Genomic DNA, 23,584 nt, shown 5'->3' with positions numbered 1-23,584 from the left:
AGGCTCTAAACCGCCTGCGGCGAGCGACTCACGTCGTTTTAACTGTAGGAGCGCCTTCAGGCGCGATGCTCCTTCCGCCCGATTCGAACTTGTACGCCGTCGTCTCTGCCCTTCGACCGGCTCAGGACAGGCCGGACTTCGTTCGGGTGGGGACCCAGTGCCTTGGCCTTTCCGCTTGTTCGTGCATCGCTTCGCGGCGCATTCTTGGAGTTAAGAGCAAAGCTTTCACTCGCCTTCGGCGAGCGAGTCACTTTCTCTTGCGTGGCCAAGAGAAAGTAACCAAAGAGAAGGCCACCCCGATGCAGCGGTCTCCGGGCATCCTGCCCTCCGACTCCGCGCAGCGGCTCCGGGGTTGGCTGACAGTCCATCCCTGGACTGGCAGCCAACTGGCTCGCCTCCTTGCGAGCCACCCTGCGGGCCTTTTCTCCGCCGCTGCGCCACTGCATAGGGGCCCCATTCACTGCGCCTCCTGCGCAGCCAAGACGAAGCAGATTCCCGCGAGCCTGCGGATGCGGCTTCGTCTCTGCGCTTGAAGTTCCTTCTCCCGCCGTGCGGGAGACCAAACGGCAGGACGGCCGTTTTGCGCAGCGAATGCTGCCCGCAGGGCGAGCGCCATGGAGGGTGCGAGTTCAGTTGCCAAAGGCGGATGAGGGGCTTCGGCTTCGGCTTCGGCTTCGGCTTCGGCTTCGGCTTCGGCTTCGGCCTCGGCTTCGGCTTCGGCTTCGGCTTCGGCTTTGGCTTTGGCTGTTGCCCTTGCTCTCCGCTCTGGCGCGCAGGATGCGCGCTAAGCGGGCCCCGTAAGCGGTGGCGGTCGGGCGAAGGAAAGGCCCGCAGGGTGGGCGCAATGGATTGCGCCCAGTTCGCTGCCAGCACACGGAGGTGCTGTCAGCGAACCCCCGTAGCCCGGCCGCGCAGTCGCAGGGCAGGATGCCCGGCGACCACCGCTTTGGGGTGGCCTTCTCTTTGGTTACTTTCTCTTGGCCACGCAAGAGAAAGTAACTCGCTCGCCGAAGGCGAGTGAAAGCTCCGCTCCTACTCCAAGAATGCGCCGCGAAGCGATGCACGATCAAGCGCAGAAGCGGAGTCACAAGGTCCCTGCCTGCATAGGGACAACAGCGTGGATGTTCGAATCGTGCGGAAAGGCATCGCGCCTGAAGGCGCTCCTACAGTGGCAGCGGAGTGACTCGCTCGGCGAAGGCCAGTGAAAGCTCTGCTACTACCCCAAGAATGCGCCGCGAAGCGATGCACAGCAGCGCGGACAGCAAAGTCACTGGATCCCTGCCTGCATAGGGACAACGGAGTGGATGTTCGAATCGTGCGGAAAAGCATTTCGCCTGAAGGCGCTCCTACAGGGGAATCGGAGTGACTCGCTCGCCGCGGGCGAGTGAAAGCTCTGCACCCGCGCCAGGAATGCGCCGCGTAGCGATGCCCGAGCAAGAGATGAAGCTGAGTCACTGGCCCCCTGCCCGGGCGAAGTCCCGCCTGTCCTGAGCCTGCCGAAGGTTGCGCGCGACAACCCTCAGTGCCCCCGCAAGATCAGGTCAAGACGAATGGCAACGACCTCAACCGCTTCCCGGTCGCGGCAAACACCGCATTCGCCACCGCCGGCGCGATCGGCGGCAGGCCCGGTTCGCCGACACCACCCATCTTGTCGGTGCTCTTGACGATATGCACCTCGACCTTTGGCATCTCGTCGAGGCGCAGCACCAGGTAGTCGTTGAAATTGCCCTGTTCGACCTTGCCGTCCTTGAACGTGATCTTGCTGTGCAGCGCCGCGCCGAGACCGAAGGCGATCGCCGACTGCATCTGCGCCTCGATCGTCATCGGATTGACCACGGGGCCGCAATCGACGGCGCAGACCACGCGGTGGACGCGGATCTTGCCGTCCTCGACCGAAACTTCGGCGACCTGGGCGACATGGCTGGCGAAGGATTCATGCACGGCGAGGCCGGCTGCATGGCCCTTCGGCAACGGCTTGCCCCAGCCGAATTCCCTGGCCGCGAGTTCGAGCGCGCGCAGGTTGCGTGAATCGGCTGGCAAAAGCTTGCGCCGGAACTCGAGCGGATCGGTCCTGGCCGCATGCGCGAGTTCGTCGATGAAGCTCTCGACCACGAATCCGGTATGCGAGTGGCCAACCGAACGCCACCAGAGTACCGGGATCGGGCTGGTCGGCGTATGCAGGTCGACGCGATGCGCGGGAATCGCGGCGAGATATGGCGAGTCCGCCGCACCTTCGACCGAGGTCGCATCGATGCCATCCTTGATCATCACCGGCGCGAACGGAGTACCGGCGATGATCGACTGGCCGACGATCGTGTGCGACCACGCGCTCGGCTTGCCATCCTTGCCGAGCGCCGCCGAAAACCGCGACAACCACATCGGACGGTAGTAGCCGCCACGCACATCGTCCTCGCGCGTCCAGACGAGCTTGACCGGCTTGTTGGCAGCCTTGGCCACCTGCACGGCCTCGGCGACGAAATCCGAAACGGGGTTGGCGCGGCGGCCAAAACCGCCGCCGAGGAACTGTGTGTGGATCTTCACCCGGCCGGGCTCGATGCCGAGGATCTGCGCGACCACGCCCTGGTCGACGCCCTGGAACTGGGTGCCTGTCCAGATCTCACAACCGTCCTTGCCGATCTCCACGGTGCAGTTGAGCGGCTCCATCGGCGCGTGCGCCAGGAACGGGACTTCGTAGTCGGCCTCGATCCGCTTCTCGGCGGCCTCGAGTGCGGCGTCGACCTCGCCCTGCGTCTTGGCCACGAGGCCGCGCGTGCCGGCCCGCTTTCGATAGTCGGCGCGCATCGCCTCGGTCGACATCGTCGCCCCGGCGCCGTTGTCCCAGTCGATGACGAGGGCATCCCGGCCCTTCTTCGCGGCCCAGGTGTGCTTGCCGAGCACGGCGACGCCGCTCGGTACCTGGAGCACGTCGACCACGCCATCGACCGCCCTGGCCTTGGTCGCATCGAACGACTTGACCGTGCCGCCGAATACCGGCGCACGCGCGACCATCGCGACCAGCAGGCCCGGTCGCTGCACGTCGATGCCGAATCCGGCCGTCCCGGTGACCTTGGCCAGGCTGTCCAGGCGCGGCGTCGGCTTGCCGATCAGGGTCCACTTCGACGGGTCCTTGAGGGCAACCTTTTCCGGCGCCTTGAGCTTGGCGGCGGCATCGGCAAGTTCGCCATAGCGCGCGCTGTGGGTGCCCGAAATGACCCGACCCTTCTCGGTGCGGCAGGTCGAGGGATCGACCTTCCAGCGCTGCGCCGCGGCATCGACCAGCATCGCGCGCGCCATCGCCCCGGCCTCGCGCATCTGGCCGAACGATTCGAGCGTGCTGGTCGATCCGCCAGTGCCCTGGATGCCGAACGCATTATTCGCGTAGACCTGCGCATTCGGCGCATTCTCGACGCGCACCTTCGACCAGTCGCAATCGAGTTCCTCGGCGACGACCATCGGTATCGACGTCCACACGCCCTGGCCCATCTCCGAATGCTTGAGCACGACAGTCACGCTGTCGTCGCTGCCGATGTGCACGAAGGCATTCGGATCCATTGGCGGCGCCGGCGGCGGCCCGCCTTCCTGGGCGAACAGTCGGCGCGTGCCGAACGGCACGAAACAGGCGATGACGAGACCGCCGGCCAGTGTCGCCGAGGTCGCCAGGAACTGCCGCCGCGACGGCAGCATCGGGTTGCCGGAATCAGGACTCATGGTGCTTCTCCCCGGCCAGTTCGGCCGCGCGATGCACGGCGGAGCGGATGCGCTGGTAGGTGCCGCAGCGACAGATGTTGCCGGCCATGGCGGCGTCGATATCGGCATCGGTCGGTTTCGGTTTGCTCGCCAGCAGGGCCACCGCCGACATGACCTGGCCGGACTGGCAATAGCCGCACTGGACCACATCGTGCTCGATCCAGGCGCGCTGGACCGGGTGCGAGCCGTCGCTGCCGAGGCTCTCGATCGTCGTGATCTTCTTTCCGGCCAGGGCCGACGCCGGCATCACGCAGGAGCGCGTCGGCTGGCCATCCACGTGCACCGTGCAGGCACCGCACTGGGCAATGCCGCAGCCGAACTTGGTGCCGGTCAGGCCGACCACGTCGCGCAATACCCACAACAACGGCATGTCGGCCGGGACATCGACTTCATGCTCCCGACCATTGATATCGAGCTTCATCGCGATCACCTCGGCGGCGCCTGGGAAGTTCCAAGCCTACACCCGCGATATGTCGGCAGTCATGCACGCAAGCGCAGTGCCGACGAGAGCCCTCGACCGGCCTCGGAATCCTCAGTGGCCTGCAGGGGCCGACCCGGGCAAGGCCTGATCGAGGAGTGCGATCACGGCGTCGTGACAGCGCCGGGCGAGCAGGTTGCGATCGGAGACCTGCAGCCCATCCGTACTGATCGGATCGCCTGCGCGCAGACGAATGCAACCCGGACGCACGCTAAAACCGGAAGCCGGCAGCACCCGTCCGCTGCCTTCGATCGCGACCGGCAGGATCGGCACGCCCGACTCGATGGCCAGTTTGAAGACGCCACCCTTGAACGCACCGACCCGGCCGTCGCGGCTGCGCGTGCCCTCCGGAAAGGCGCACAGGCTGTCGCCAGCGGCGAACAGGTCGTGCGCGGCATGCAGGCGACGGGCCGCCTTGCGCGCCGCTTCGCGCTCGATGAAGACCATGCCCATGGCTCGCGCGTACCAGCCAATCAGCGGCACATGCGCAAGTTCCTGCTTGAGCACGAAACGCAACGGTACCGGCAATGCCCGGTACAAGACGCACACATCGATCATCGACTGGTGGTTGGCCACGACGATATGCGGCTTCGAGAAATCGATCGCGTCGAAACCCTCGAGATCGAGGCGCACGCCCGCACCCGCGAGCAGGCCGGGCGCCCAGATCCGCGAGGCCATGCGCAATGGCCAGCGCCGCCGCCCCCCGCAGAGCACGAGCAGCAACAAGGCCGGGCCGAGCAGGGCGCCGGTCCATAGCACGGTAAACAGAAGCTGCAGCGCGTTGAGCACGCGCCAGCCGAAAGCACCCGAAATACCCGGGCGAACCGAGGATGAAGTCACCGCCATGCTGCCCCCTTCGCGAGGCGCAGCATGATAGGCGATCACCGCCTGGCGACCAAGCCGGCAGGCATCGTTGGCCTTGGCAACGGGTGCCCGCGCCTGGAGCCTCGGTCGTCCTTGTCGCTCAGTACTGCCAGCTCACATTGACCGCCCCGACCCCGGAGGCCCGCACCGCAACGCTGTGATTGCCGCCGTTTTCCCAGGTCACGCTGCCGTCGGCACGGATGCGGATGAACTTGTACTGGATGGTCTTGCCGGCCGGCACGCTGACCGTCAGCCACCAGTTCGGATAGGTGCTGGCATTGGTCAGCATCGCCCCGACCGCGCTGGCCGGCGTGGTCGCCCAGTTGCCGAGTTCGACCGTGTTGCCGGTCAGGTAGATGGCGTCGCCCGGATTGGTCGGCGCGGCGTTGTAGACGGTGAACGTGACCGGCACCAGCCTGGCCTGGTAGACGCTGAAGTTGAAGCCGTTCGAGGCCGTCGAACTGCCCGAGCGTGTCACCGTGACGACCGAGCTGCCCTGGCCGACGTTGGGTACGGTCGCAACGATCTGCCGGTCGCTCCAGCTCGTGATCGCGGCGCTGCTCGCGCCAAATTTGACGCTGCCAGTGCTCGTGCCAAAGCCCTGGCCACTGATGATTACCTTGACCCCCGGTTGCGCCGCCGTCGGTGTCACGTTGCCCAGTTGCGCAGTCGTCGTCGCCGGATCGCGCTGCCAGATCGAAACGCTGTTGGCCGGCAGGGCGAAGTTCGCGGTGCTGTAACCGCCCGCGGTCGCGGCAAGGACCGACAGCGAAACGCCGCCAACGAGGTTGTCGAGATAGTCGGCATAGGACCCGGTCGGCAACGAGGTGACCAGGCCGCCGATGTTCTGCGCAGCCGTCCCCTTGTTGATCGCGACCACGACCACGCTGTCGTAGAACTTGCGCTCGTAGATGTAGACATTGCTGTTGATCCAGCGCTCGCTGGTCGAACCGAAGGCCAGCGCCTCGTTGGCATTGCGCAGCGTCGACAGCGCCTTGATCAGCTTGAACGCGGTCGTGGTCTCGTCGAAGGCCGGCATCCTGCGCCGGTTGTCCGGATCGTTGCCACCCTCGAGGTACTGTTCGCTGCCGTAGTAGATGCACGGAATGCCGCGTGCGGTGAGGATGAAGGCCAGCGCCTCGTGCAGGTGCTTGCGGTCGTTGCTGCTCGTGTCGACGGTCAGGAAGCGTTGGCGATCGTGGTTGTCGATGAAGTTGACGAGATCGTTCTGGTAGGCGAAATCGCCCTGCTGCTGGCCGATGACGTTGTCGAGATCGATGAACGAACCGCCCTGGGCGAACACGCTGCTGGCCCGCGTGAACAGCGGGAAGTTCAGTTCGGCGATGCCGCTCCGGTTGCTGAACTTGAGCATGTCGCGATAAAGCGGATTGCCGCTGTCGTCGGCCACCCACTCGCCGAAGATGAAGCTTGTGCGGTTGCTGTAGATCGCGTTGGCCAGGCTGTACTGCCAGCCCCAGTTCACATGCTTGGTCGCATCGATGCGAAAACCGTCGACCCCATGGTTCTGCAGGTTGCCCACGGCGCCCTTGAGCAGCGCATCGACCGTGGCGTTTTCCTGGTTGAGGTCGGTCAGGTCGAACAGGGTCAGGTACTGGGTCTCGTAGGCCGAATCGAACTGGCCACCGGCGAGATTGGCACCGGTGTGGAAGAACCCGCCGGGATTGGTCGCATAGTTCGCCTGGAAAACGCCATTGGCCGACAGGCTGCCGTTCTCGCCCGAATTGCGCACGTTCGAATGATTTGGCGCGAAGTCGACAATGACCTTGATGCCGGCGTTGTGCGCCGCCGTGACGAAGCTGTCGAACGCGGCCCAGTTGCGCGCGGCATCGGTGAAATGCTCATCGGGCTTGAGCGTATCCCGCATCTCGTAGCCGTGGTACGGCGCGAACGAGCCGTTCAGGGTCTGCAGGTTGCGGTTGTCCAGCGGCGAGGTCACCCAAACGGCCGAGATGCCCATGTTCTTCAGGTAGCCGACTTTCTGGGTCAGGCCCTGGAAGTCGCCGCCGATGTAGCGCTGCAGATCGGTCCCGCTGGCGTCGAAGAGGGGGTCGGAGGGATCGTTGTTGGCGCTGCTGCCATCGAAGAAGCGATCGACGAAGACCTGATAGATGACGTCGCGGTTGTAACCTGCGCGCAGGCTCTGCGCCGCCAGGGGAGCCGCGGCAAGGAGCCCGGCGGCGAGCACGATGGCCACGCGCGCCCAGCAATGGCACGGTGTCGAAACGCGCTTCGAATGGACGGCTGAATCGGTATCGGTCGCTTTCATCAAACTCTCCCGGGTTCGACGGCAATGGATGTCCGTGGCGCAGGGCCACGGCGGATACGGCAGTCAGGCCGGGGAACCGTCGAACGATCGTGACCGATCGCCCCCTTGCCGACGGGACTGCAAGGCGCCTGCATGCGCCGCATCGAGACTAGGCGCGCCGACCGTGCTCGACAATGCCCTGCATACGTATTCATGCGATGAAATGCACATCTGTCCTCAATACACTTTTCCTTCGAATGCTCGCAGGCCGACGTGGCCGGACCTTGTCCCGGAGTCGAAGCAGGGTCAGTGGCTCCTGCGCGCCAATCGGGCTTGCCACGGCCTGTTCCGCGGCGGGAAGATCGGGACCTGTTCACTGCGCCCCGGGATGCCCATGTCCGATTCGACGAGACGCACCGAGGCGGCGCCTGCCTGGGCTCGGGCCTTGCAGCGCTTGAACCAGTGGATGATGTTCGACCTCGGCGGCGGTCCGCGGCCGCTCAAGCTGGCCTGGGTCATCAACCTGCAGAAGGCCGGCTCGTTTCCGTTCTTCGGATGCCTGATCTGGTTCTATGCCGACAGGACGCCGGCGGCCACCTCGACGGCGGCCTGGCTCTATCTGGCCTTGCACGGCAGCTATGGCCTCAACTGGCTGCTCAAGGACCTCTTGTTTCCCGACGCCAAGTGGCAGGGTCGCGCGACGATCGCGAGCTCGGTGCTCGGCGCGATCGGCCTGGCCGCCTATTGGCTGGCCGGATGGTTGATCATCTCGGGTCGCACCTCGATGGCCTATCCGTTGCCGGCGCCCGCCTGGTATGCGCTCTGCGTCAGCCTGTGCCTGCTCGGCTGCATCATCATGACCGCATCCGACGTGCAGAAATACTGCACGCTGAAACTGCGCCGGGGTCTTATCACGGATGGCGTGTTCAGCCGGATCCGGCATCCGAATTATCTCGGTGAAATGATGGTCTACGGCGCCTTCGCCCTGCTCGCCTGGCACTGGATTCCGTGGCTGGTCCTGGCCTATTTCTGGGGCCTGCTGTTCTCGACAAACATGGTCATGAAGGAATCGAGCATGGCGCGCTACCCGGAATGGGCCGCGTACCGGAAACGCAGCTGGTGGCTGCTGCCCGGCATCCTGTAGGCGCCCCGAAACGGGGGATCGACGCAGGATGGAACGGCCTTCGCTTCCGCAGTGCTACTCGTGGAATCCGGGCTTGCCAACCTGTTCCGGCACCTGGGCCACGCGCAGCAGTTTCGAGGTGTCGTAGCCGTAGCCGCGCATCTTGTCGAGCAATTGCGCGTACAGCGCATCCGGCATCACCGCCTCGCGCCCGAAAATCCAGCCGAGCTTGCGGCTCGGTTGCCCGATCAGCGCCCAGGTATAGTCGTCGGCGACTTCGAGAATCAGATAATCGGCCTTGAACAGTCCGAAGAATCGGATGCGCCAGTACGCATTGCCGGACTCGGGCTGGACCAAGCCGACCGACTTGAGGGTCTTGACCGGCGAATTCGCGTCGAAACCCTTGCGGTAGCGGTAGACCGTATCGACATTGCCGTCCTTGTCGAGTGAATACACATCCTCGCTGGCGAAGTCGCCGCGCTCGCCGAAATAGTCGATCCGTCCGATCACATGCCAGGCGCCCATGTACCGCTGCAGGTCGATCGTGGCCGAGGACCTGAGCGGCGGTAGGTGCGTGGGGTTCGAGGCGCAAGCAAGCAGAAGCATCATGGCAATCAGCACGATCAGTGTCGCAAGTGTGCGCAGGCCCATGAAAACTCTCCAGCCGGTCGGGAAATGCCCGCCAGAATCGATGCATGCCATACCAGGCCGGCACGCACCGAATTCAACTCGATATGGCGCCACTCCCTCGGTAGCTCGGTATCCGCACCGACTATCGTTGATTTGTCGCGCCCTTCCCACAAGATGTCGGTACGCCGATGGGCGTGATTGAATTACTCCGCAAGCCCTCGACCCAAGGTCCGCATCTTGTCGCCCGTACAACGTTCGAAGTTGGGCGCTACAAGTAAATGCACTAGATCGATCGTCAACACGAAAGCATGAATGGCGACTTCGTCTCGATCGCCGCCTCCTCGAGGAAGGTCAGGCAGGTCTCGCAGTCCGCCTCGTCGTAGAAGGACGCTTCGCGGTTGTTGCCGAATCGAATCACATTGCTGGGCACGATCGGGCCGACAGGGTCGGGGCGGCGTGCCATGAATAGCTCGATACGCCTACCGCGCCGAGGTTATCCGTTGGTCGCTCCCAAATCAACGACTCCGGTCCCGTCGATCCTGTGCAGAAGGCGCAGCGGGTGGTTGCTGCCCTCAACGTCCCGGAGTCGGGGACAATCTGGTAGCGTTCAGCAAGGGGAGATTCCGGCTTGCTGCAGTGCACAGTGGACATCGCGGGATTGGATGGGCATGACCGGCCTTCGATCCCAGCCGCAAGGTGCTCTGGCGCGCACTGTGCATTGGTGGAGCATGGTCTCGGCAAGGGCGCAGACGAGGAGGTCCGGTGAAGGAAGGCCAGCACGAAGTCTTTCTGGAGAAGGCCGGAATCGAGGCGCTGGAAGGGGCGATCGCGCAACTGCGCAGGAATGGCGCAAAGAGTGTGATGATCCTGGCCTGCCAGGGCGAATCCTGGCGCCCGCAAACCCTGTCTCCCCTGTTGCAGTCGCTCGGATTGCCTGTCTTCGGCGGCATCTTTCCGAGCATCATCCATGGCGGTCGTCGCCTTTCGCGCGGAACCCTGGTGATCGGCTTTCCCGACCACTTTGACGTAGCCATCGTCAGCCACCTTTCGCAAGGCGCGGGCGTCGAAACACAGTTGCAGGGGCTGGCGCCGATGCTCGAACGTGCCGGCAGCCTGATCACCCTGGTCGATGGACTGTCCTCGAACCTGGAGACCTTCGTCGAGCGTCTCTATGAGGCCGTGGGCGTGCGCACAACCGTCGTCGGCGGAGGCGCCGGCTACCTCGACCTGGTGCCGCGTCCTTGTCTGCTGAGCGGTTCCGGGATGATCGAGGACGCCGCCCTCCTGGTCGCCATGCCATGCGGCATCGACCGCGGCATCGCGCATGGCTGGAAGAAGCTGGAGGGTCCCTTCCTGGTCACGCGCTCACACGGAAACGTGCTCGAGGAACTGAATTTCTCCGGCGCCTTCCAGACCTATCGGAAGCTGGTCGAAGCCCATTCGGGCCGCAGCTTTGACCATGAGGACTTCTTCGCGATCTCGAAAACCTACCCGCTCGGCATCGAAAGCATCGACGGCGAGTTTCTGGTTCGCGACCCGATCAAGCAGACCGGCGACACCCTGGTCTGTGTCGGCGAGGTTCCGCAAAACGCGACCCTCTATCTCCTCAAGGGCGAATCACCCACGCTCATCGCCTCCGCGGGACAGGCCGCCTCGGATGCGCTGGCCACACGCCAGCGACGCCTGCGCGAATCTGCCCCGGTCGGCTACACCGCCCTGGTTTTCGACTGCATCAGTCGGGTGCTTTTCCTGGACGAAGCGTTTGCGGATGAAATTCGCGCGATCGAACACGCGCTGCCGGGCGCCGAACGGCTGTATGGCGCATTGTCGATCGGCGAGATCGCCAGTTCGCGCGGAGGCGTGATCGAACTCATGAACAAATCCACCCTGGTTTCCCTGTTCTGAATGCCGACGCCGCCCATGCAGCACACGCTCAAATACGTTTCCATCCAGCACGAACTCGGCATGGCCATCGGCATGGCCCTTCGCCTACATCCGATGCTCAGTGCCTTTTCACGGGTGACCCTTCGACGCCTCGGCCTGGCCGCCATCCATTTCCACTTCGTGCAACGCCACGATGACCTGAGCCCGGCGGATGGCAGCGCCGGCAACCCGACGCTCACGCACTATCTCAGCGTTCCGCACAATGCCTCGATGACCCCGATTCCCGACCTGCCGGCGCTGGACGGCAACCGGGTCGAGTGCGCCTATCGGCTTGAACACGGCATTGAAGCGGACAGCCACTTCTACTCGTTCAATCTGGGGCGGATCGGCATCATCACCCTGCAGCGAATGCAGACTGGCCTCGAGCAGCCGATCATCGAGCTGCTCAAACCACTGATGGCCCGGCTCGGCGTAAGCTGCCGGGCTTCGCTGGAACACGAGGAACTCCTGGTCGCGGTAGCGGCCCGGCACAAGGCGGAGGAAACGATTCTCTTCCAGCTTCGGCACGATGATCTCACCCACCTGCCGAATCGACGCCAGTTGATGCAGACGCTCGAAGAGATGCGCGCGACGGAGATCGCCAACCGATCGCTTGGCGCCCTGCTGTTTCTCGATCTTGATCGTTTCAAGATGGTCAACGACACGCTGGGACACTCGGTCGGCGACCGGTTGCTGGTCGAGGTCGCGAGGAAGCTGGAACGTGTGGTCGGCGAACGGGGCATCGTCCATCGCCTGAGTGGCGACGAGTTCGTGATTCTGCTCGGCAACCTCGGCGGAGACCTGGAACAGGCACGCTCGCGCGTGGATCATCTGCTCGAGGAAATTCGTGCGGAATTCTCGGACTCGATGATCGCGGGCGAACATCGACTGCATGTCACGCCCTCGACCGGCATCGAACTTTTCCCCGATGGCGATTGCAGCGCCGAGCAGATTTTGCGACGCGCCGACACGGCGATGTACCAGGCAAAACTGGCCGGGCTCAACAGCAGTGTCTACTACGACAGGCAATTGTCCTCGGATCTCGAACGGCGCAGGGAGATCGAGAAGGACCTGCAATCGGCGCTGAAGGATACCGCCCAGTTCGAACTCCACTACCAGACCCAGCATGATCTCGACGGTTCATGCATCGGAGCCGAGGCCCTGTTGCGCTGGCACCGTCCCGGCCGCGAGTTGCTGGCGACCGATCTGTTCGTTTCGATCGCGGAGGAAACCGGCCTCATGCTCGATCTCGGCCGCTGGGTGATCGATCGCGCCTGCGAGGACATTCGCCAGCTGCAGACCCGCGCGCTGCCTCCAGGCTTTCGAAGAATCTCGATAAACATCAGTGCCGTCCAGTTCAACCACGCAGACTTCGTCGAGACGTTGCTGGGTGCGATTGAACGCCACGAGGTCGATGCGCGACTGGTGGCCATCGAATTGACGGAAAGCGCATTGATCAGAAACAGTCATGGCGCAGCCGCAAAAATGGCATTGCTGCATGAACACGGCATCGAGGTCGCGGTCGACGACTTCGGCACCGGCTACTCGTCCCTCGCGTATCTGAGCCAGCTACCGGTCGAAACGATCAAGATCGATCAAAGCTTCGTGCGTGACATCGACTCCGATTCCGGCAACCAGGCCATCGTCGGCACCATCATCGCGCTCGGCCGCGCCCTCGACATCGATCTGATCGCCGAAGGCGTCGAGACGGAATCCGAACGGGCAACCCTGCAGCGGATCGGGTGCACCCAATACCAGGGATTTCTTTTCAGCCGACCGGTTCCGCTGGCCACCCTGATCGACGCCTGGTTGGGAAATCAGTGCGCCTAGGATCAAAGGGGTCAGAGTCATTGATACCTGGCCTTCCGAAACTCGGCTGACTTCCTGTCCCCGCCTCGACCTGATGGAACGGATTGCCGACCGGTCTTTGCCTCGACCTGCGCCTTGAATCGATCGCTTCCCAGTACCCATGCCTTGTTGGTCGCTTCGCGTATCGCTGTCACGTCACGCTCCGGCATCCGCCCTCGAAACAGGGCGCGGTAGGCGCGTTGGCGTTCTTCGTTTGTCTTGCCCAATTGCCGATAGAGCAAGTGCGGCGTCAGCAACGCAATGGGCTTTCCAACTGCATTGCCTTGGTAACTCGACCACGGGTAGTCCGAGGCGTGGCTGACCATGTCGGCGCGCACTGGATTCAGCTCGATATAGCGATACACCGCCAACAGTTAGCTATCGGCATCGACAAGCGTTGACGTGCAACGCCCTTCCCACAAGGTCCCCGTCCGCCGATGGGTATGGTTGAAATACTGCACAAACCTCCGCCTGAGACCGGTCACATACAGGCGAATGGCTCGGCAGTTCTCGGGTTTGGCTGTTATCCCGCTTCGAAGTCCCTCGGCGAGCTGTCGGCGATCTTTGCCCATCCATGGAAGTCGTAGATCACGAGGCGTGGCGACTTGCGATCGATCTTGGCGAAGATGAGTTGCAGGTCGATCGGAGCATTGAGCTCGATGCGGAGCGCGCTGGGCAGGACTTCGATGTTTACTTGAACGGGCGGAAGCGGGTCGGATTCGATCGTGATCGAGCCAATTCCAGAGTGCGGATCGAGAGGCCGTCGAATTCGCACGATCCTGCCGCCATGGGCGAGGACTAACAACAACTCGTGCCGGTGCACGAGGCGGCTGCGTCGGGACCAGGGCATGGTCCAGGCGATCGAATGGCCAGGGGCGGCGGTCGATGGGGGTCGGGTTTCGAGCGCATAGCGTTCAGGGCGATCACAGATCGCCTGCATGCGCCTGCGGCTGAGCGCCAGTTGCGTGGCATGGGCCTGCAGGGCGCGCTGCTTCGTCTGCAGTTCGTCGGCAGCGAGTGGCAGGATCCGGCTGCCACCATCGGGCAACCGGCCGTGCACGACATAGTCGAGCTTCCGGCAATCCTGCAGCCCGGCGCGCACTAGCGCGAGTTCGACGAGAATGCGGAGTGCACTATGGTCAGGATGGCGGTCGGACAGTGCGGGCGCAACGATGGCCGAGGGCCGGAACTCGCCAATCTCGGCTAGCAGAAGTTCCTCGGCCAGGGCGTCGTCCATGAGCCGATCGGTCAGACCCTGGTCGGGCCAGCCAAAAAAGCGGATGGCCGATGCCCCGACGCCGAGCACGGCCAGGGCTGCACGGGCCTCGTCGCGCCGCCGCCGACCCCAGCGCGCGCGCGCTTCGCCGTCGATTCGCCAGCGCCTTTCGAGCCAGCGTTGCGGCCACGGATTGTTGTCGCCGTCGGTGGCGACCAGGACGCGAAGCGTCACGCCAGCCGCGATCAGCTGCTGGATCAGACCGCCTGTTGCCACGGTTTCGTCATCCGGATGCGGAATCGCGATCAGCCATCGCTCGCCGGCGCGGAATTCGAGTCCATCTGTCATGCGTAGGTCACGTGCCTGTGAGGGGTGGTCCGGTGAAATCTGGTCGATCGCCCTTGAAGACTAGCGCATGTGCCTGCCAGTTGAGTGCTGGAGGTGATGACCAGCGCCGTGACCGTGCCGACCAAAGCCTCACGGGATTGCCAGCGGTCGGGTCGGTTCAACGGGTATTTGATCCACTGGATCACACTTCGCGAACCACGCCCATACCGGACCCGCTGTGGCGAACGGGAATCAGCCTGGGCCGACCCTGCCCTGAGAGGACGGATGCCGGATCTGGCCGTTTCCGTGCAGCACATAGCGTTCGATCGTCAGCGCCTCGAGCCCCATCGGACCATAGGCGTGCAGGCGCGTGGTCGAGATGCCGATTTCGGCACCTAGACCGAGTTCGCCGCCATCGCTGAAGCGTGACGAGGCATTGACCATGACCACGGCCGAACGCAGCGAATCGACAAAGCGGCGCGCGGCGGCGTCATCGCCCGTCGCGATCACCTCGGTGTGATCGGAGCCATAGCGTCGGATGTGCGCGATCGCCGCATCGAGGTCATCGACCACGCGGATCGCAATGATCAGATCGAGGAATTCGGCGGCGTAGTCGGCCTCGCTGGCGGCGTGCGCCGTTGGAACCAGGGCACGTGTGCGCTCGCAGCCGCGCATCTCGACATGATGCGTTTCGAGCAGCACGGCGGCCCGGGCAAGGAACTCCCCGGCAATGTCCTCGTGCACGAGCAGGGTCTCGAGCGAGTTGCAGGCGCTCGGGCGGGTCGTCTTGCCGTCGATCAGCAGGCCGAGCGCAATATCGATGTCGGCATCCTTGTCGACGTAGAGATGGCAAACACCCTTGTAGTGCTTGATTACCGGCACGCGCGCATGTTCGGCGACAAAGCGGATCAGACCCTCGCCGCCGCGCGGGATGGCGAGATCGATGATGTCGGTGAGCTGCAGCAGCTCGACCATGGTCTCGCGACGCAGGTCCTCGACCAGAGTCAGGGCGGCGCGCGGCAGTCCGGCCGCGGCGAGTGCATCGCCGAGCAGTGCGGCCAGGGCCCGATTCGAATGGATGGCCTCGGAACCACCGCGAAGGATCACGCCATTGCCGGCCTTCAGGCACAGCGCGGCGGCATCGACGGTCACATTGGGTCGCGCCTCGTAGATCATCGCGATGACGCCGAGCGGAACGCGCACGCGTTCGACAAGGACGCCATTGGGTCGCGTATCGCGATGGGTGACCTGGCCGACCGGGTCGGGCAGCCCCGCCACTTCGCGTAGCCCGTGTGCGATGCCGGCAATGCGCGCAGGGTCCAGGCGCAGGCGATCGAACAGGGCCGCGCTGATGCCGCTGCCTTCGGCCCGGCGCAGGTCCACCGCATTCGCATCGAGGATGCCCGCCGCGTTGGCCTCGATGCGCGCGGCCATGTCGAGCAGCAGGTCGCGCTTGGCGGCCGGGCCGAGGGCGGCGATGGCGACGGCCGCTTCGCGACAGGCCAGGGCCAGCGTTTTCATATCGGGATTCATAGAACTAGTCCGTCACCATGTCGTCGCGATGGATCACGCTTTCACCGTAGTTGTAGCCGAGCAGGCTTTCGATGTCGCGGCTGTGACGGCGCGCGATGCGGCGCACATCGGCGGCGGAATACTGGGTCAGCCCGCGCGCGACAGGCTGCTCGCCATCGGCCGGTCCGGCCGCGATGGCGACCATGTCGCCGCGGGCGAACTCACCGCGCACGGCAAGGATGCCACCGGGCAGCAGCGATGCACCCTTCCCGACCAGGGCCCGGGCTGCGCCTTCGTCGACCAGCAGCGACCCCGAAGCCAATGGCACCTGCTGCAGCCAGTGCTTGCGTGCGGCCAGTCGCGTCTGACCGGCCCGCAGCCGTGTGCCGCGCAGGCGGCCCGCGCCGAGCAGGGCGACGGCGACGGCGTCGGTGCCGTTGAACAGCACCGTGTCGATGCCGGCTCGGGCCGCGCGTGTCGCCGCTTCGAGCTTGGTGCGCATGCCGCCGGTGCCGGTCGCCGTCCCTGCCCCGCCGGCCATGGCCAGCGCCTTTGGATCGGTGCTGTCGATGGTCTCGACCGGTTGCGCGGTCGGGTCGGTTCGGGGATTGGCCGTGAACAGACCGTCGATATCGGTCGCGATCAGCAGCAGGTCGGCTTCGACGAGGGCAGCGACGATCGCGGCCAGGTTGTCGTTGTCGCCGAGCTTGAGTTCGTCGACCGAAACCGTGTCATTCTCGTTGATCACCGGCACCGCGCCGAGACGCAGCAATTCGCTCAGGGTCGCCCTTGCATTCAGGTAACGACGACGGTTGCGCAGATCGTCATGGGTCAGCAGGACCTGGGCGACGGGTCGCGCGAGGCAGTCCTGCCAGAGCCCGACCATGCGTGCCTGGCCGAGCGCGGCGAAGGCCTGGCGAGCGGCCATGGCGGCGCCGCGGGCAGGCTGGGTCGGCAGGATCGCGCGGCCGGCGGCCACCGCGCCTGACGAGACGATGATGACTTCACGCCCGGCGGCGAGACTGTCGGCAACGAATGCGGCGAGGCCGACCACATGACGCCGACTGAGCCCGGCGCCATTCTCGGTCAGCAGGCTGCTGCCGACCTTGAGAACGGCGCGGCGCCAACTGGGCAGCGGTTGTTCCGAAAATCCACCTGAAGGACGGGCCGCAGAATCGATGTTCATGGGCGCGTTGCCTGTTGCCGGCGCAATCGGAAAGCATCGCGGCTGAAGGCCGCTCCTACAGCGAAGCCGAAACGCAAGAGCCGCCCAAGAAACCCGCGCCGCCTGTTTGATCTCCCTGTAGGAAGAGCCTTCAGGCTCGATGCGCTTCGGCACGAATCGAAAAGAGCATCGCGGCTGAAGTTCGCTCCTACAACGAAGCCAAAACGCGAGAGCCGCCCAGGAAACCCGTGCCTCCTGTTCGCTCTCCCTGTAGGAAGAGCCTTCAGGCTCGATGCGCTTCGGCGCGAATCGACAAGAGCATCGCGGCTGAAAGCCGCTCCAACAACGAAGCCGAAACGCGAAAGCCGCCCAGGAAACCCGCGCCGCCTGTTCGCTCTCCCTGTAGGAAGAGCCTTCAGGCTCGATGCTCTTCGGCACGATTCGACAGGAGCATCGCGGCTGAAGCCGCCCCTACGAGATTCATTGCTGACGACTCGTGCGTGGTTCATGTCAATTCAGCAAGGCGTGTGCGCAGCGCATCGAGACGCAGATCCGAACCGGCGCCGGGCGAGGTACGTGCGGCCAGGCTGGATTCGGGTGTGCGGCCCTGCCCGGTTTCGCCGGCACCTTCTGCCGCCGCCCGGTAGGCCTCGCGAAACGGCACACCGGCAATCGACGCCTCGATCGCGACGTCGGTCGCATGCATGGCCGGCTCGATCGCCGCGCGCATCCGCGCCGCATCCCATTCGAGCGCGGCCAGCAGGTCCGGCAACAACGCCAGGGCGTCGAGTCCGCGATGGAAGCCGTGCAGGACAGAGCCCTTGCTGGCCTGCAGGTCGCGCTGGTAGCCGCTGGGCAAGGACAGTAGCTGTTCGATCTCGGTGCGGGCGGCGGCGACGCTGGCGTAGCTGGCACGCATCAATTCGATGACATCCGGGTTGCGCTTGTTCGGCATGATCGAACTGCCGGTCGTGTACTGCGACGGCAAGCGTACGAAGCCGAATTCGGCCGTGGTGAACAGCGACAGGTCCCAGGCCAGCCGGCGCAGGTCGAGCACGGCGGCACCGAGCGCATCGAGCGCCGCCATCTCGAACTTGCCGCGCGAGAGCTGGGTGTAGATCGGGCTGACCTGAAGGCGCGCGAAGCCGAGCCTGCGTGTCGTGTGCGCGCGATCGAGCGGCAAGTTGACGCCGTAGCCAGCGGCCGTGCCGAGCGGGTTCGCATCGATCAGTTCGAGGGTCTGGCGCGCGCGCCAGGCATTGTCGATGAAGGCCTCGGCGAAGCCGGCGAACCACATCGCCGTGGACGACACCACGGCCCGCTGCAGATGCGTGTAGCCAGGCATTGGCAGCACCTCGCGCCCGGCCCGATCGAGGCAGACTTCGGCAATGGCGGTACAGGTCGCGCGCAACCCTTCCAGTTTCGCCTTGAGCCAGAGTCGACTGGCGACCAGCACCTGGTCATTGCGGCTGCGCCCGGTGTGGACCTTGCGGCCGGTATCGCCGAGGCGCTCGATCAAGCGCGCCTCGATCGCCGAATGGCCGTCCTCGAAACGCTCATCGAGGACAAATTGGCCATCGCGGAAATCGGCGGCCAGGGCATCGAGCTCGCGAACGAGCGGGTCCGCCTCGTCGGCGCTGACGATGCCGATGTTGGCCAGGCCTTCGACGTGCGCCTTGCTCGCCTCGATGTCGTAAACGAACAGCTCGCGATCGAGCAACACATCGTCGCCGGCGAGGAAGCGCATGATGCGCGGATCGGTCGCGATTCCCGACTTCTGCCAGAGCAGGTCACTCATGCCGTCGCCTCCGTGGTCGTGCCGTTGGCCGGAATGCCTTCGAGTTCATCGAAGCCCAGGGCCGTATTGAGATTCTGCAGGGCCTGGGTCGCGGCACCCTTGAGCAGGTTGTCGAGGGTGGCCACGATGACCACGCGCCGGCCGCCTGCAGCGACGGCGAAGGCGCCGATTTCGGCATGATGACGGCCAGCGATGCGGCTGACCCAGGGCGCCTCCTCGACCACATGTACGAGCGCCTCGTCGGCATAGAAGGCGCGATAGCGATCGATGATCGCCTCGCGCTTGACCGGGTGCTGCAGCCAGAGGTTGACCGTCATCGTGATGCCGCGGAAGTGCGGCGCGACATGCGGCATGAATTCGACCGGCAAGCCGAGGTGGCGCGACACCTCGCGTTCGTGCACGTGGCCGACCAGCGCGTACGGCATCAGGTTGTTTCGCAGCTTGTCGAAGTCGTTGCGGTCCGATGGCGTGGTACCGGCGCCGGAATAGCCGGAAACGCCGAAGCACTGCGGCGGCCCGGTCAGCATTTCGGTCAGTGGCGCAATGGCAAGCTGCATCGCGGTCGCGTAGCAGCCCGGATTGCTGATCCGCCGCTGCCCGGCATAACGAGCCCGGGTCAGTTCCGGCAAACCGTAGTACCAGCGCTCATCGAAGCGGTAGTCGGCCGAGAGATCGACGATCACCGCTTCGCTGCCCCCGGCATCGAGCGCCTGCACGTACGGTGCGGCCTTGTCGTTGGGAAGCGCGAGCACGATCGCATCGAGCGCCTCGGCGGCGACGGCCTCGGCATCGAGCAGACCGTAGCGCAAGTCGCCGTGGTAACCCCCGACATGATCGGCCACGCGCTGGCCTTGCAGTTCACGCGAGGAGACGAAGCCGAGTTCGAGGCCCGGATGGGCGCCGGCCAGGCGAATCAGTTCGGCACCGGTATGACCGCGCGCGCCGACCAGTCCGATCGCGCGGCGCGTCACGAGGCCACCCCGACCGGGCTGGCCAGCGTGGCCGGGCGCGAGCGGCACTGTTCGACGCAGCGCTCGATCTCGGCGAAGTCTTCGATGCCGTACCAGAACACCTTCCACTGCGCCATCTTGTAGCAGCCATCGGACTCGGCGTAGTAGAACGGATTGACCGGATTGCCGTGGCGCGAGCGCCAGAACAGCCGGGGGTTCTCTTCACGCATGACCTGCCAGACGGCGCGACCGAGACCTTCGCCCTGGGCGTCGTCGAGCACGGCGAACTTGTCGAGGTAGGCACCGCCCTCGGCTTCGAGCAGGATCAGTGCGGTTCGATAGTTCTCGCTGACATAGGCACGGAACAGCGGCGTCTTTTCGAAGTAGTCCTGCACCAGCGTGCGCGAGAAGCTCGACTCGATCAGCTCGCGCAGGCGCGGCAGGTCGAGTTCGTTCCACGAGGTCGCGCGCAGGACCTTCTCGCCGCGCCGGATCAGGGTTCCCGAGCCCTTGTGCGTGAACAGTTCCTTGGCCAGCTCGGCCGGCTTGGTGATCGAAACCGACGAGGTCAGCGGCAAGCGATCGAGCAGGTCCTTGATCTGCTCGATCTTCACGCGCATGCCCGAGTGCAGCCAGGGCTGGGCGAGCAGATGCGCGTATTCGGTCGACAGGTTGATGGAGTCGATCACGCGATCCTCGCCGTCGAGCAGGCCGCCGGTGCCGGTCAGGAAGATGATCTTGTACGGTTGCAGTACCTGCACGAGTTCGTTGGCGGCGAAGTCGGCATTGATGTTGAGGATCTGGCCGCCGGCTGTTTCCCCGGTGCTGGCGATGACCGGGATCGAGCCGGCATTCAGGCTGGCCTCGATCGGCGCGAGGTTGACGCCGCAGACGCGGCCGACCAGGCCGAGTGTGTCGCGATCGAGATACTCGGCCTCGAACACGCCGGCGGTGATCGAGGTGGCCCGCGTGTTGCCTTCCTGCAGGGCCTCGACCAGCCTGAGGTTCTGCGCCTGGAACACGCGGCGGACGATCGCCAGCGCTTCGGGCGTCGTCACGCGCAGGCCGTTGACGGTCTGCTTGCCGATGCCGGCGGCGGCCAGTTCCTCGTCCAGTTGCGGGCCGGCGCCATGCACGACGATCGGGGTCAAGCCGACTTCCTGCAGGAAGGCCAGCGAAGAGGTCAGCGCATCGAGGTCGTCACGCAACACCGCGCCGCCGACCTTGACCACGGCGAAGCGCTTCGCATCGAGCTGCGAGAAGCGCTTGAGGTATTGCGAGATCTCCTTCGCACTGGCCATGCTCGAAAGCAGACGCACGATGGTCTGGCGGGTCTGGCGCGTGGCCTTGTTCATTGCAGGATCCTGGTGACCGATTCGGCGTAGGCGTCCAATTGGTCCAACGCTACCCATTCGTCGGCAGTGTGGGCCTGGGCGATATCCCCCGGCCCGTAGACGAGCGCGGTGTAGCCGGCCTGCGAAAACAGCGAGGCCTCGGTCCAGAAGTCGACCGCATTGCCGATCGGAAGGTCGAGGGCATCGGCGACATCGCGTGCCGCAAGCCGGCGTGCTTCGGCATCGGCAATCAGGCCCGAGGGCAGGCTCGGCCCGCGAAAGGTCTCGCTGAACTCTGCGGCGGGCGGATTGGCGAAACTGCGAAAGGCATCGAGCAGGTCGTCGACATCGGTCGAGGGCAGCGGCCGCAAGCCGAAGCGCAGTTCGGCTTGCGGGGCGATCATGTTGGCCTTGATGCCGCCTTCGATGCGACCGATGTTGAAGCGCAGCCCGGTCAGTCCGCCGAAGCGCTCGTGCGCGCAGGCCTCGACATGGGCCAGGGCGCGGTTGCCCCAGCGGATCGCCTGGTGCAGCGCGCTGTCGGCCACGGTCTGTTCGGCCGAGGCATGTCCAGCGGTGCCTGCGAAACGCATCAATACGGAACTGATGCCGCGATGGGCGAGCACGGCCTCGGCGCGGGTCGGTTCGGCCACCAACACCGCTTCATACGGCATGCCGCGGGCGAGGAACGCGGCGACGCAACGCGGATCGTTGGCTTCTTCGTCCGAGCTGAACAGGAAGGCCGCGTCGCCGTCGACGCGATTCGCCGCGGCGAGCAGCGCAGCGGCTGCACCCTTGATGTCGCAGGCACCGAGGCCGATCGCACGCGTGTCGGTCCGGCGCAGTTCGAACGGGCTTGCGCTCCAGTGCGGCGAATCGGGCACGGTGTCGAGATGCACGTTGAACAGGAACCGCGGCTTGCCGCGCACGGCGAACAGGCTGACCGCACCGGCGCCGTGGTCGGTCACGCTGATCTCGAACCCGGGCAGGTTCGTGCGCAGGTAATCGAAGATGCCGCCAGTGCCGATGGCGCGCGGCGGATTGCGCGTATCGAACGCAACCAGCGCGCGCAGATGGGCCAGCGTGGCATCGAGCAATGCGCTCATTGCGCCGGCTTCCGGTTGACCTCGGCCCACAGCGTCGAGCTCATGCCATAGAGGCGGATGAAACCCTCGGCCTCGGCCACGCCCCAGTCGGCCGACTGCGCGTAGGTCGCGCCCTTGGCAGTGAGGATGTGCGGCGAGCGGATCGCCACCGCGTGCACGTTGCCGCCTTCGGTCTGCAAGGTCACCTCGCCATTGACGCAACGCTGCGAGGCCGCCAGGAAAGCCTCGAGGTCGGTCTTCAAGGGATCATGGAAGAAGCCTTCATAGACCAGTTCCACCCACTGCCGCGCGACCACCGGCTTGAAGCGGTTCTGGGCCTTGGACAACACCGCTTCCTCGAGCGCGCGATGGGCGACCAGCAACGCAGCGAGTCCCGGCGCCTCGTAGATGATGCGACCCTTGAGGCCGATCGTGGTGTCGCCGGTGTAGAGGCCGCGACCGACCCCGAAGCGGGCGAACATCTGGTTGAGGCGGGCCAGCAGGACATGCCCCGCCAGAGGCTCATCGTCGAGTGCCACCGCTTCGCCGTGCCGGAAGGTCAACTTCACCTGCAAGGCACTTGTTGGCCATTCCGCCTTCGGCGCACACCAGCCACGCGCGCCCTCGCCAGGCGCCTCCCAGCGATCGATCTCGCCACCCGACATGGTCAGGCCGAGCAGGTTCTCGTTTATCGTGTAGGCCATCTGTTTCGCGCGCACCGCGAACCCGCGCGCTTCGAGATATTTCTGTTCGTAGGCGCGAACCTCGGTGTGCTCTTTCTGGATCTCGCGGATCGGCGCGATGATCTCGTAGTCGCCGAGCGCCTTGACGGTCAGGTCGAAGCGCACCTGGTCGTTGCCCATGCCGGTGCAGCCGTGGGCGATGGCGCGCGTGCCGAGCTCGCCGGCCCGCCGCAACGCGGCTTCGACGATCAGGTAACGATCCGAGACGAGCAGCGGATACTGGCCCTGATAGCCCTCCCCGGCCCGGACGAAGGGCTTGACGAAGCCCTCCCAGATCGCCGGACCGCCGTCGACGGTCACGTGGCTGGCCGCGCCGAGCTCGGCCGCGCGTGCCTCGATGAAGGCGCGCTCGTCGGCATCGACGCCGCCGGTGTCGGCGAACACCGTATGCACGGCATAGCCGCGTTCCTGCAGGTACGGAATGCAGAAACTCGTGTCGAGGCCGCCGGAGAACGCGAGAACAACGTTTCGTTGTTCGGGAATGGGGAATGGGGAATCGGGAATGGAAGAAGCTTGCGACATTGGACTTTCCTGTTGGCTATGGCATGAAAGGCAGGCGTGCGAGGAACGGGCTT

The 23,584-nt window shown here is 65.0% G+C and carries 18 protein-coding genes; 3 read left to right on the top strand and 15 right to left on the bottom strand.

Annotated elements, in window-relative coordinates:
• Positions 1 to 1,536 precede the first annotated feature (1,536 nt).
• The 4 genes from BM125_RS07365 to BM125_RS07350 all read right to left on the bottom strand — a co-directional run bounded on the left by BM125_RS07365 (position 1,537) and on the right by BM125_RS07350 (position 7,376).
• Positions 1,537 to 3,708, bottom strand: coding sequence for a xanthine dehydrogenase family protein molybdopterin-binding subunit (locus tag BM125_RS07365; protein WP_092406480.1), 2,172 nt, complete (start codon positions 3,706 to 3,708; stop codon positions 1,537 to 1,539).
• A complete protein-coding gene (locus BM125_RS07360; protein ID WP_092406478.1) occupies positions 3,698 to 4,168 on the bottom strand; it encodes a (2Fe-2S)-binding protein in 471 nt (156 codons plus the stop codon). The genes BM125_RS07365 and BM125_RS07360 overlap by 11 nt, the downstream gene beginning before the upstream one ends.
• A gap of 111 nt (positions 4,169 to 4,279) precedes the next feature.
• A complete protein-coding gene (locus BM125_RS07355) occupies positions 4,280 to 5,071 on the bottom strand; it encodes a lysophospholipid acyltransferase family protein (protein WP_092406636.1) in 792 nt (263 codons plus the stop codon).
• Positions 5,072 to 5,189: 118 nt separating this feature from the next.
• Entirely contained in the window at positions 5,190 to 7,376 is a 2,187-nt protein-coding gene (locus BM125_RS07350) for an alpha-amylase family glycosyl hydrolase (protein WP_092406476.1), read from the bottom strand.
• Positions 7,377 to 7,749: 373 nt separating this feature from the next.
• Between BM125_RS07350 and BM125_RS07345 the strand changes: the two genes are divergently transcribed.
• The gene (locus tag BM125_RS07345) at positions 7,750 to 8,499 is read left to right on the top strand and encodes a methyltransferase family protein (protein ID WP_092406474.1); all 750 of its coding nucleotides are present in this window, start codon (positions 7,750 to 7,752) and stop codon (positions 8,497 to 8,499) included.
• A gap of 54 nt (positions 8,500 to 8,553) precedes the next feature.
• Here the strand turns inward: BM125_RS07345 and BM125_RS07340 are convergent, their stop codons facing one another.
• Both BM125_RS07340 and BM125_RS20160 read right to left on the bottom strand, forming a co-directional pair.
• Positions 8,554 to 9,129 carry a lipocalin family protein gene (locus BM125_RS07340; protein WP_175497952.1) on the bottom strand — a complete coding sequence of 192 codons (576 nt, stop codon included), beginning with the start codon at positions 9,127 to 9,129 and terminating at the stop codon, positions 8,554 to 8,556.
• A gap of 274 nt (positions 9,130 to 9,403) precedes the next feature.
• Positions 9,404 to 9,571 (bottom strand): hypothetical protein, encoded by a 168-nt coding sequence (locus tag BM125_RS20160; protein WP_175497951.1) that lies wholly within the window; start codon positions 9,569 to 9,571, stop codon positions 9,404 to 9,406.
• Positions 9,572 to 9,870: 299 nt separating this feature from the next.
• On the opposite strand from BM125_RS20160, the gene BM125_RS07335 reads away from it, so the two are divergent.
• A complete protein-coding gene (locus tag BM125_RS07335) occupies positions 9,871 to 11,013 on the top strand; it encodes an FIST signal transduction protein (RefSeq protein WP_092406470.1) in 1,143 nt (380 codons plus the stop codon).
• 15 nt (positions 11,014 to 11,028) lie between these two features.
• Complete coding sequence (locus BM125_RS07330; protein WP_139224892.1) at positions 11,029 to 12,861, top strand: putative bifunctional diguanylate cyclase/phosphodiesterase; 1,833 nt, start codon at positions 11,029 to 11,031, stop codon at positions 12,859 to 12,861.
• Positions 12,862 to 12,878: 17 nt separating this feature from the next.
• Here the strand turns inward: BM125_RS07330 and BM125_RS07325 are convergent, their stop codons facing one another.
• The 9 genes from BM125_RS07325 to BM125_RS07285 all read right to left on the bottom strand — a co-directional run bounded on the left by BM125_RS07325 (position 12,879) and on the right by BM125_RS07285 (position 23,531).
• Positions 12,879 to 13,250: a hypothetical protein gene (locus BM125_RS07325; protein ID WP_217647821.1), complete on the bottom strand. Its 372-nt coding sequence runs from the start codon at positions 13,248 to 13,250 to the stop codon at positions 12,879 to 12,881.
• A gap of 152 nt (positions 13,251 to 13,402) precedes the next feature.
• Positions 13,403 to 14,443, bottom strand: coding sequence for a PIG-L deacetylase family protein (locus BM125_RS07320; RefSeq protein WP_092406466.1), 1,041 nt, complete (start codon positions 14,441 to 14,443; stop codon positions 13,403 to 13,405).
• 231 nt (positions 14,444 to 14,674) lie between these two features.
• Entirely contained in the window at positions 14,675 to 15,955 is a 1,281-nt protein-coding gene (locus BM125_RS07315; protein WP_425429603.1) for a glutamate-5-semialdehyde dehydrogenase, read from the bottom strand.
• Between the two features lie 4 nt (positions 15,956 to 15,959).
• Positions 15,960 to 17,120 (bottom strand): glutamate 5-kinase, encoded by a 1,161-nt coding sequence (gene proB / locus BM125_RS07310; RefSeq protein WP_092406462.1) that lies wholly within the window; start codon positions 17,118 to 17,120, stop codon positions 15,960 to 15,962.
• Between the two features lie 484 nt (positions 17,121 to 17,604).
• Positions 17,605 to 18,897: an argininosuccinate lyase gene (locus tag BM125_RS07305; RefSeq protein WP_092406460.1), complete on the bottom strand. Its 1,293-nt coding sequence runs from the start codon at positions 18,895 to 18,897 to the stop codon at positions 17,605 to 17,607.
• Positions 18,894 to 19,868: an N-acetyl-gamma-glutamyl-phosphate reductase gene (argC, locus tag BM125_RS07300; RefSeq protein ID WP_092406634.1), complete on the bottom strand. Its 975-nt coding sequence runs from the start codon at positions 19,866 to 19,868 to the stop codon at positions 18,894 to 18,896. The genes BM125_RS07305 and argC overlap by 4 nt, the downstream gene beginning before the upstream one ends.
• On the bottom strand, positions 19,865 to 21,202 hold the full coding sequence (locus BM125_RS07295) for an acetylglutamate kinase (RefSeq protein ID WP_092406458.1): 1,338 nt from the start codon (positions 21,200 to 21,202) through the stop codon (positions 19,865 to 19,867). The genes argC and BM125_RS07295 overlap by 4 nt, the downstream gene beginning before the upstream one ends.
• Positions 21,199 to 22,287, bottom strand: coding sequence for an acetylornithine deacetylase (locus BM125_RS07290; protein ID WP_092406456.1), 1,089 nt, complete (start codon positions 22,285 to 22,287; stop codon positions 21,199 to 21,201). The genes BM125_RS07295 and BM125_RS07290 overlap by 4 nt, the downstream gene beginning before the upstream one ends.
• Positions 22,284 to 23,531 carry an argininosuccinate synthase gene (locus BM125_RS07285; RefSeq protein WP_092406454.1) on the bottom strand — a complete coding sequence of 416 codons (1,248 nt, stop codon included), beginning with the start codon at positions 23,529 to 23,531 and terminating at the stop codon, positions 22,284 to 22,286. Before BM125_RS07285 ends, BM125_RS07290 begins: the two co-directional genes overlap by 4 nt.
• Positions 23,532 to 23,584: the final 53 nt, after the last annotated feature.

The sequence above is a fragment of the Dokdonella immobilis genome, assembly GCF_900115085.1.
Classification (GTDB): Bacteria; Pseudomonadota; Gammaproteobacteria; order Xanthomonadales; family Rhodanobacteraceae; genus Dokdonella; species Dokdonella immobilis.
Note: the sequence above shows the minus strand (reverse complement) of the source record. Positions and strands in the feature narration are given on the sequence as shown.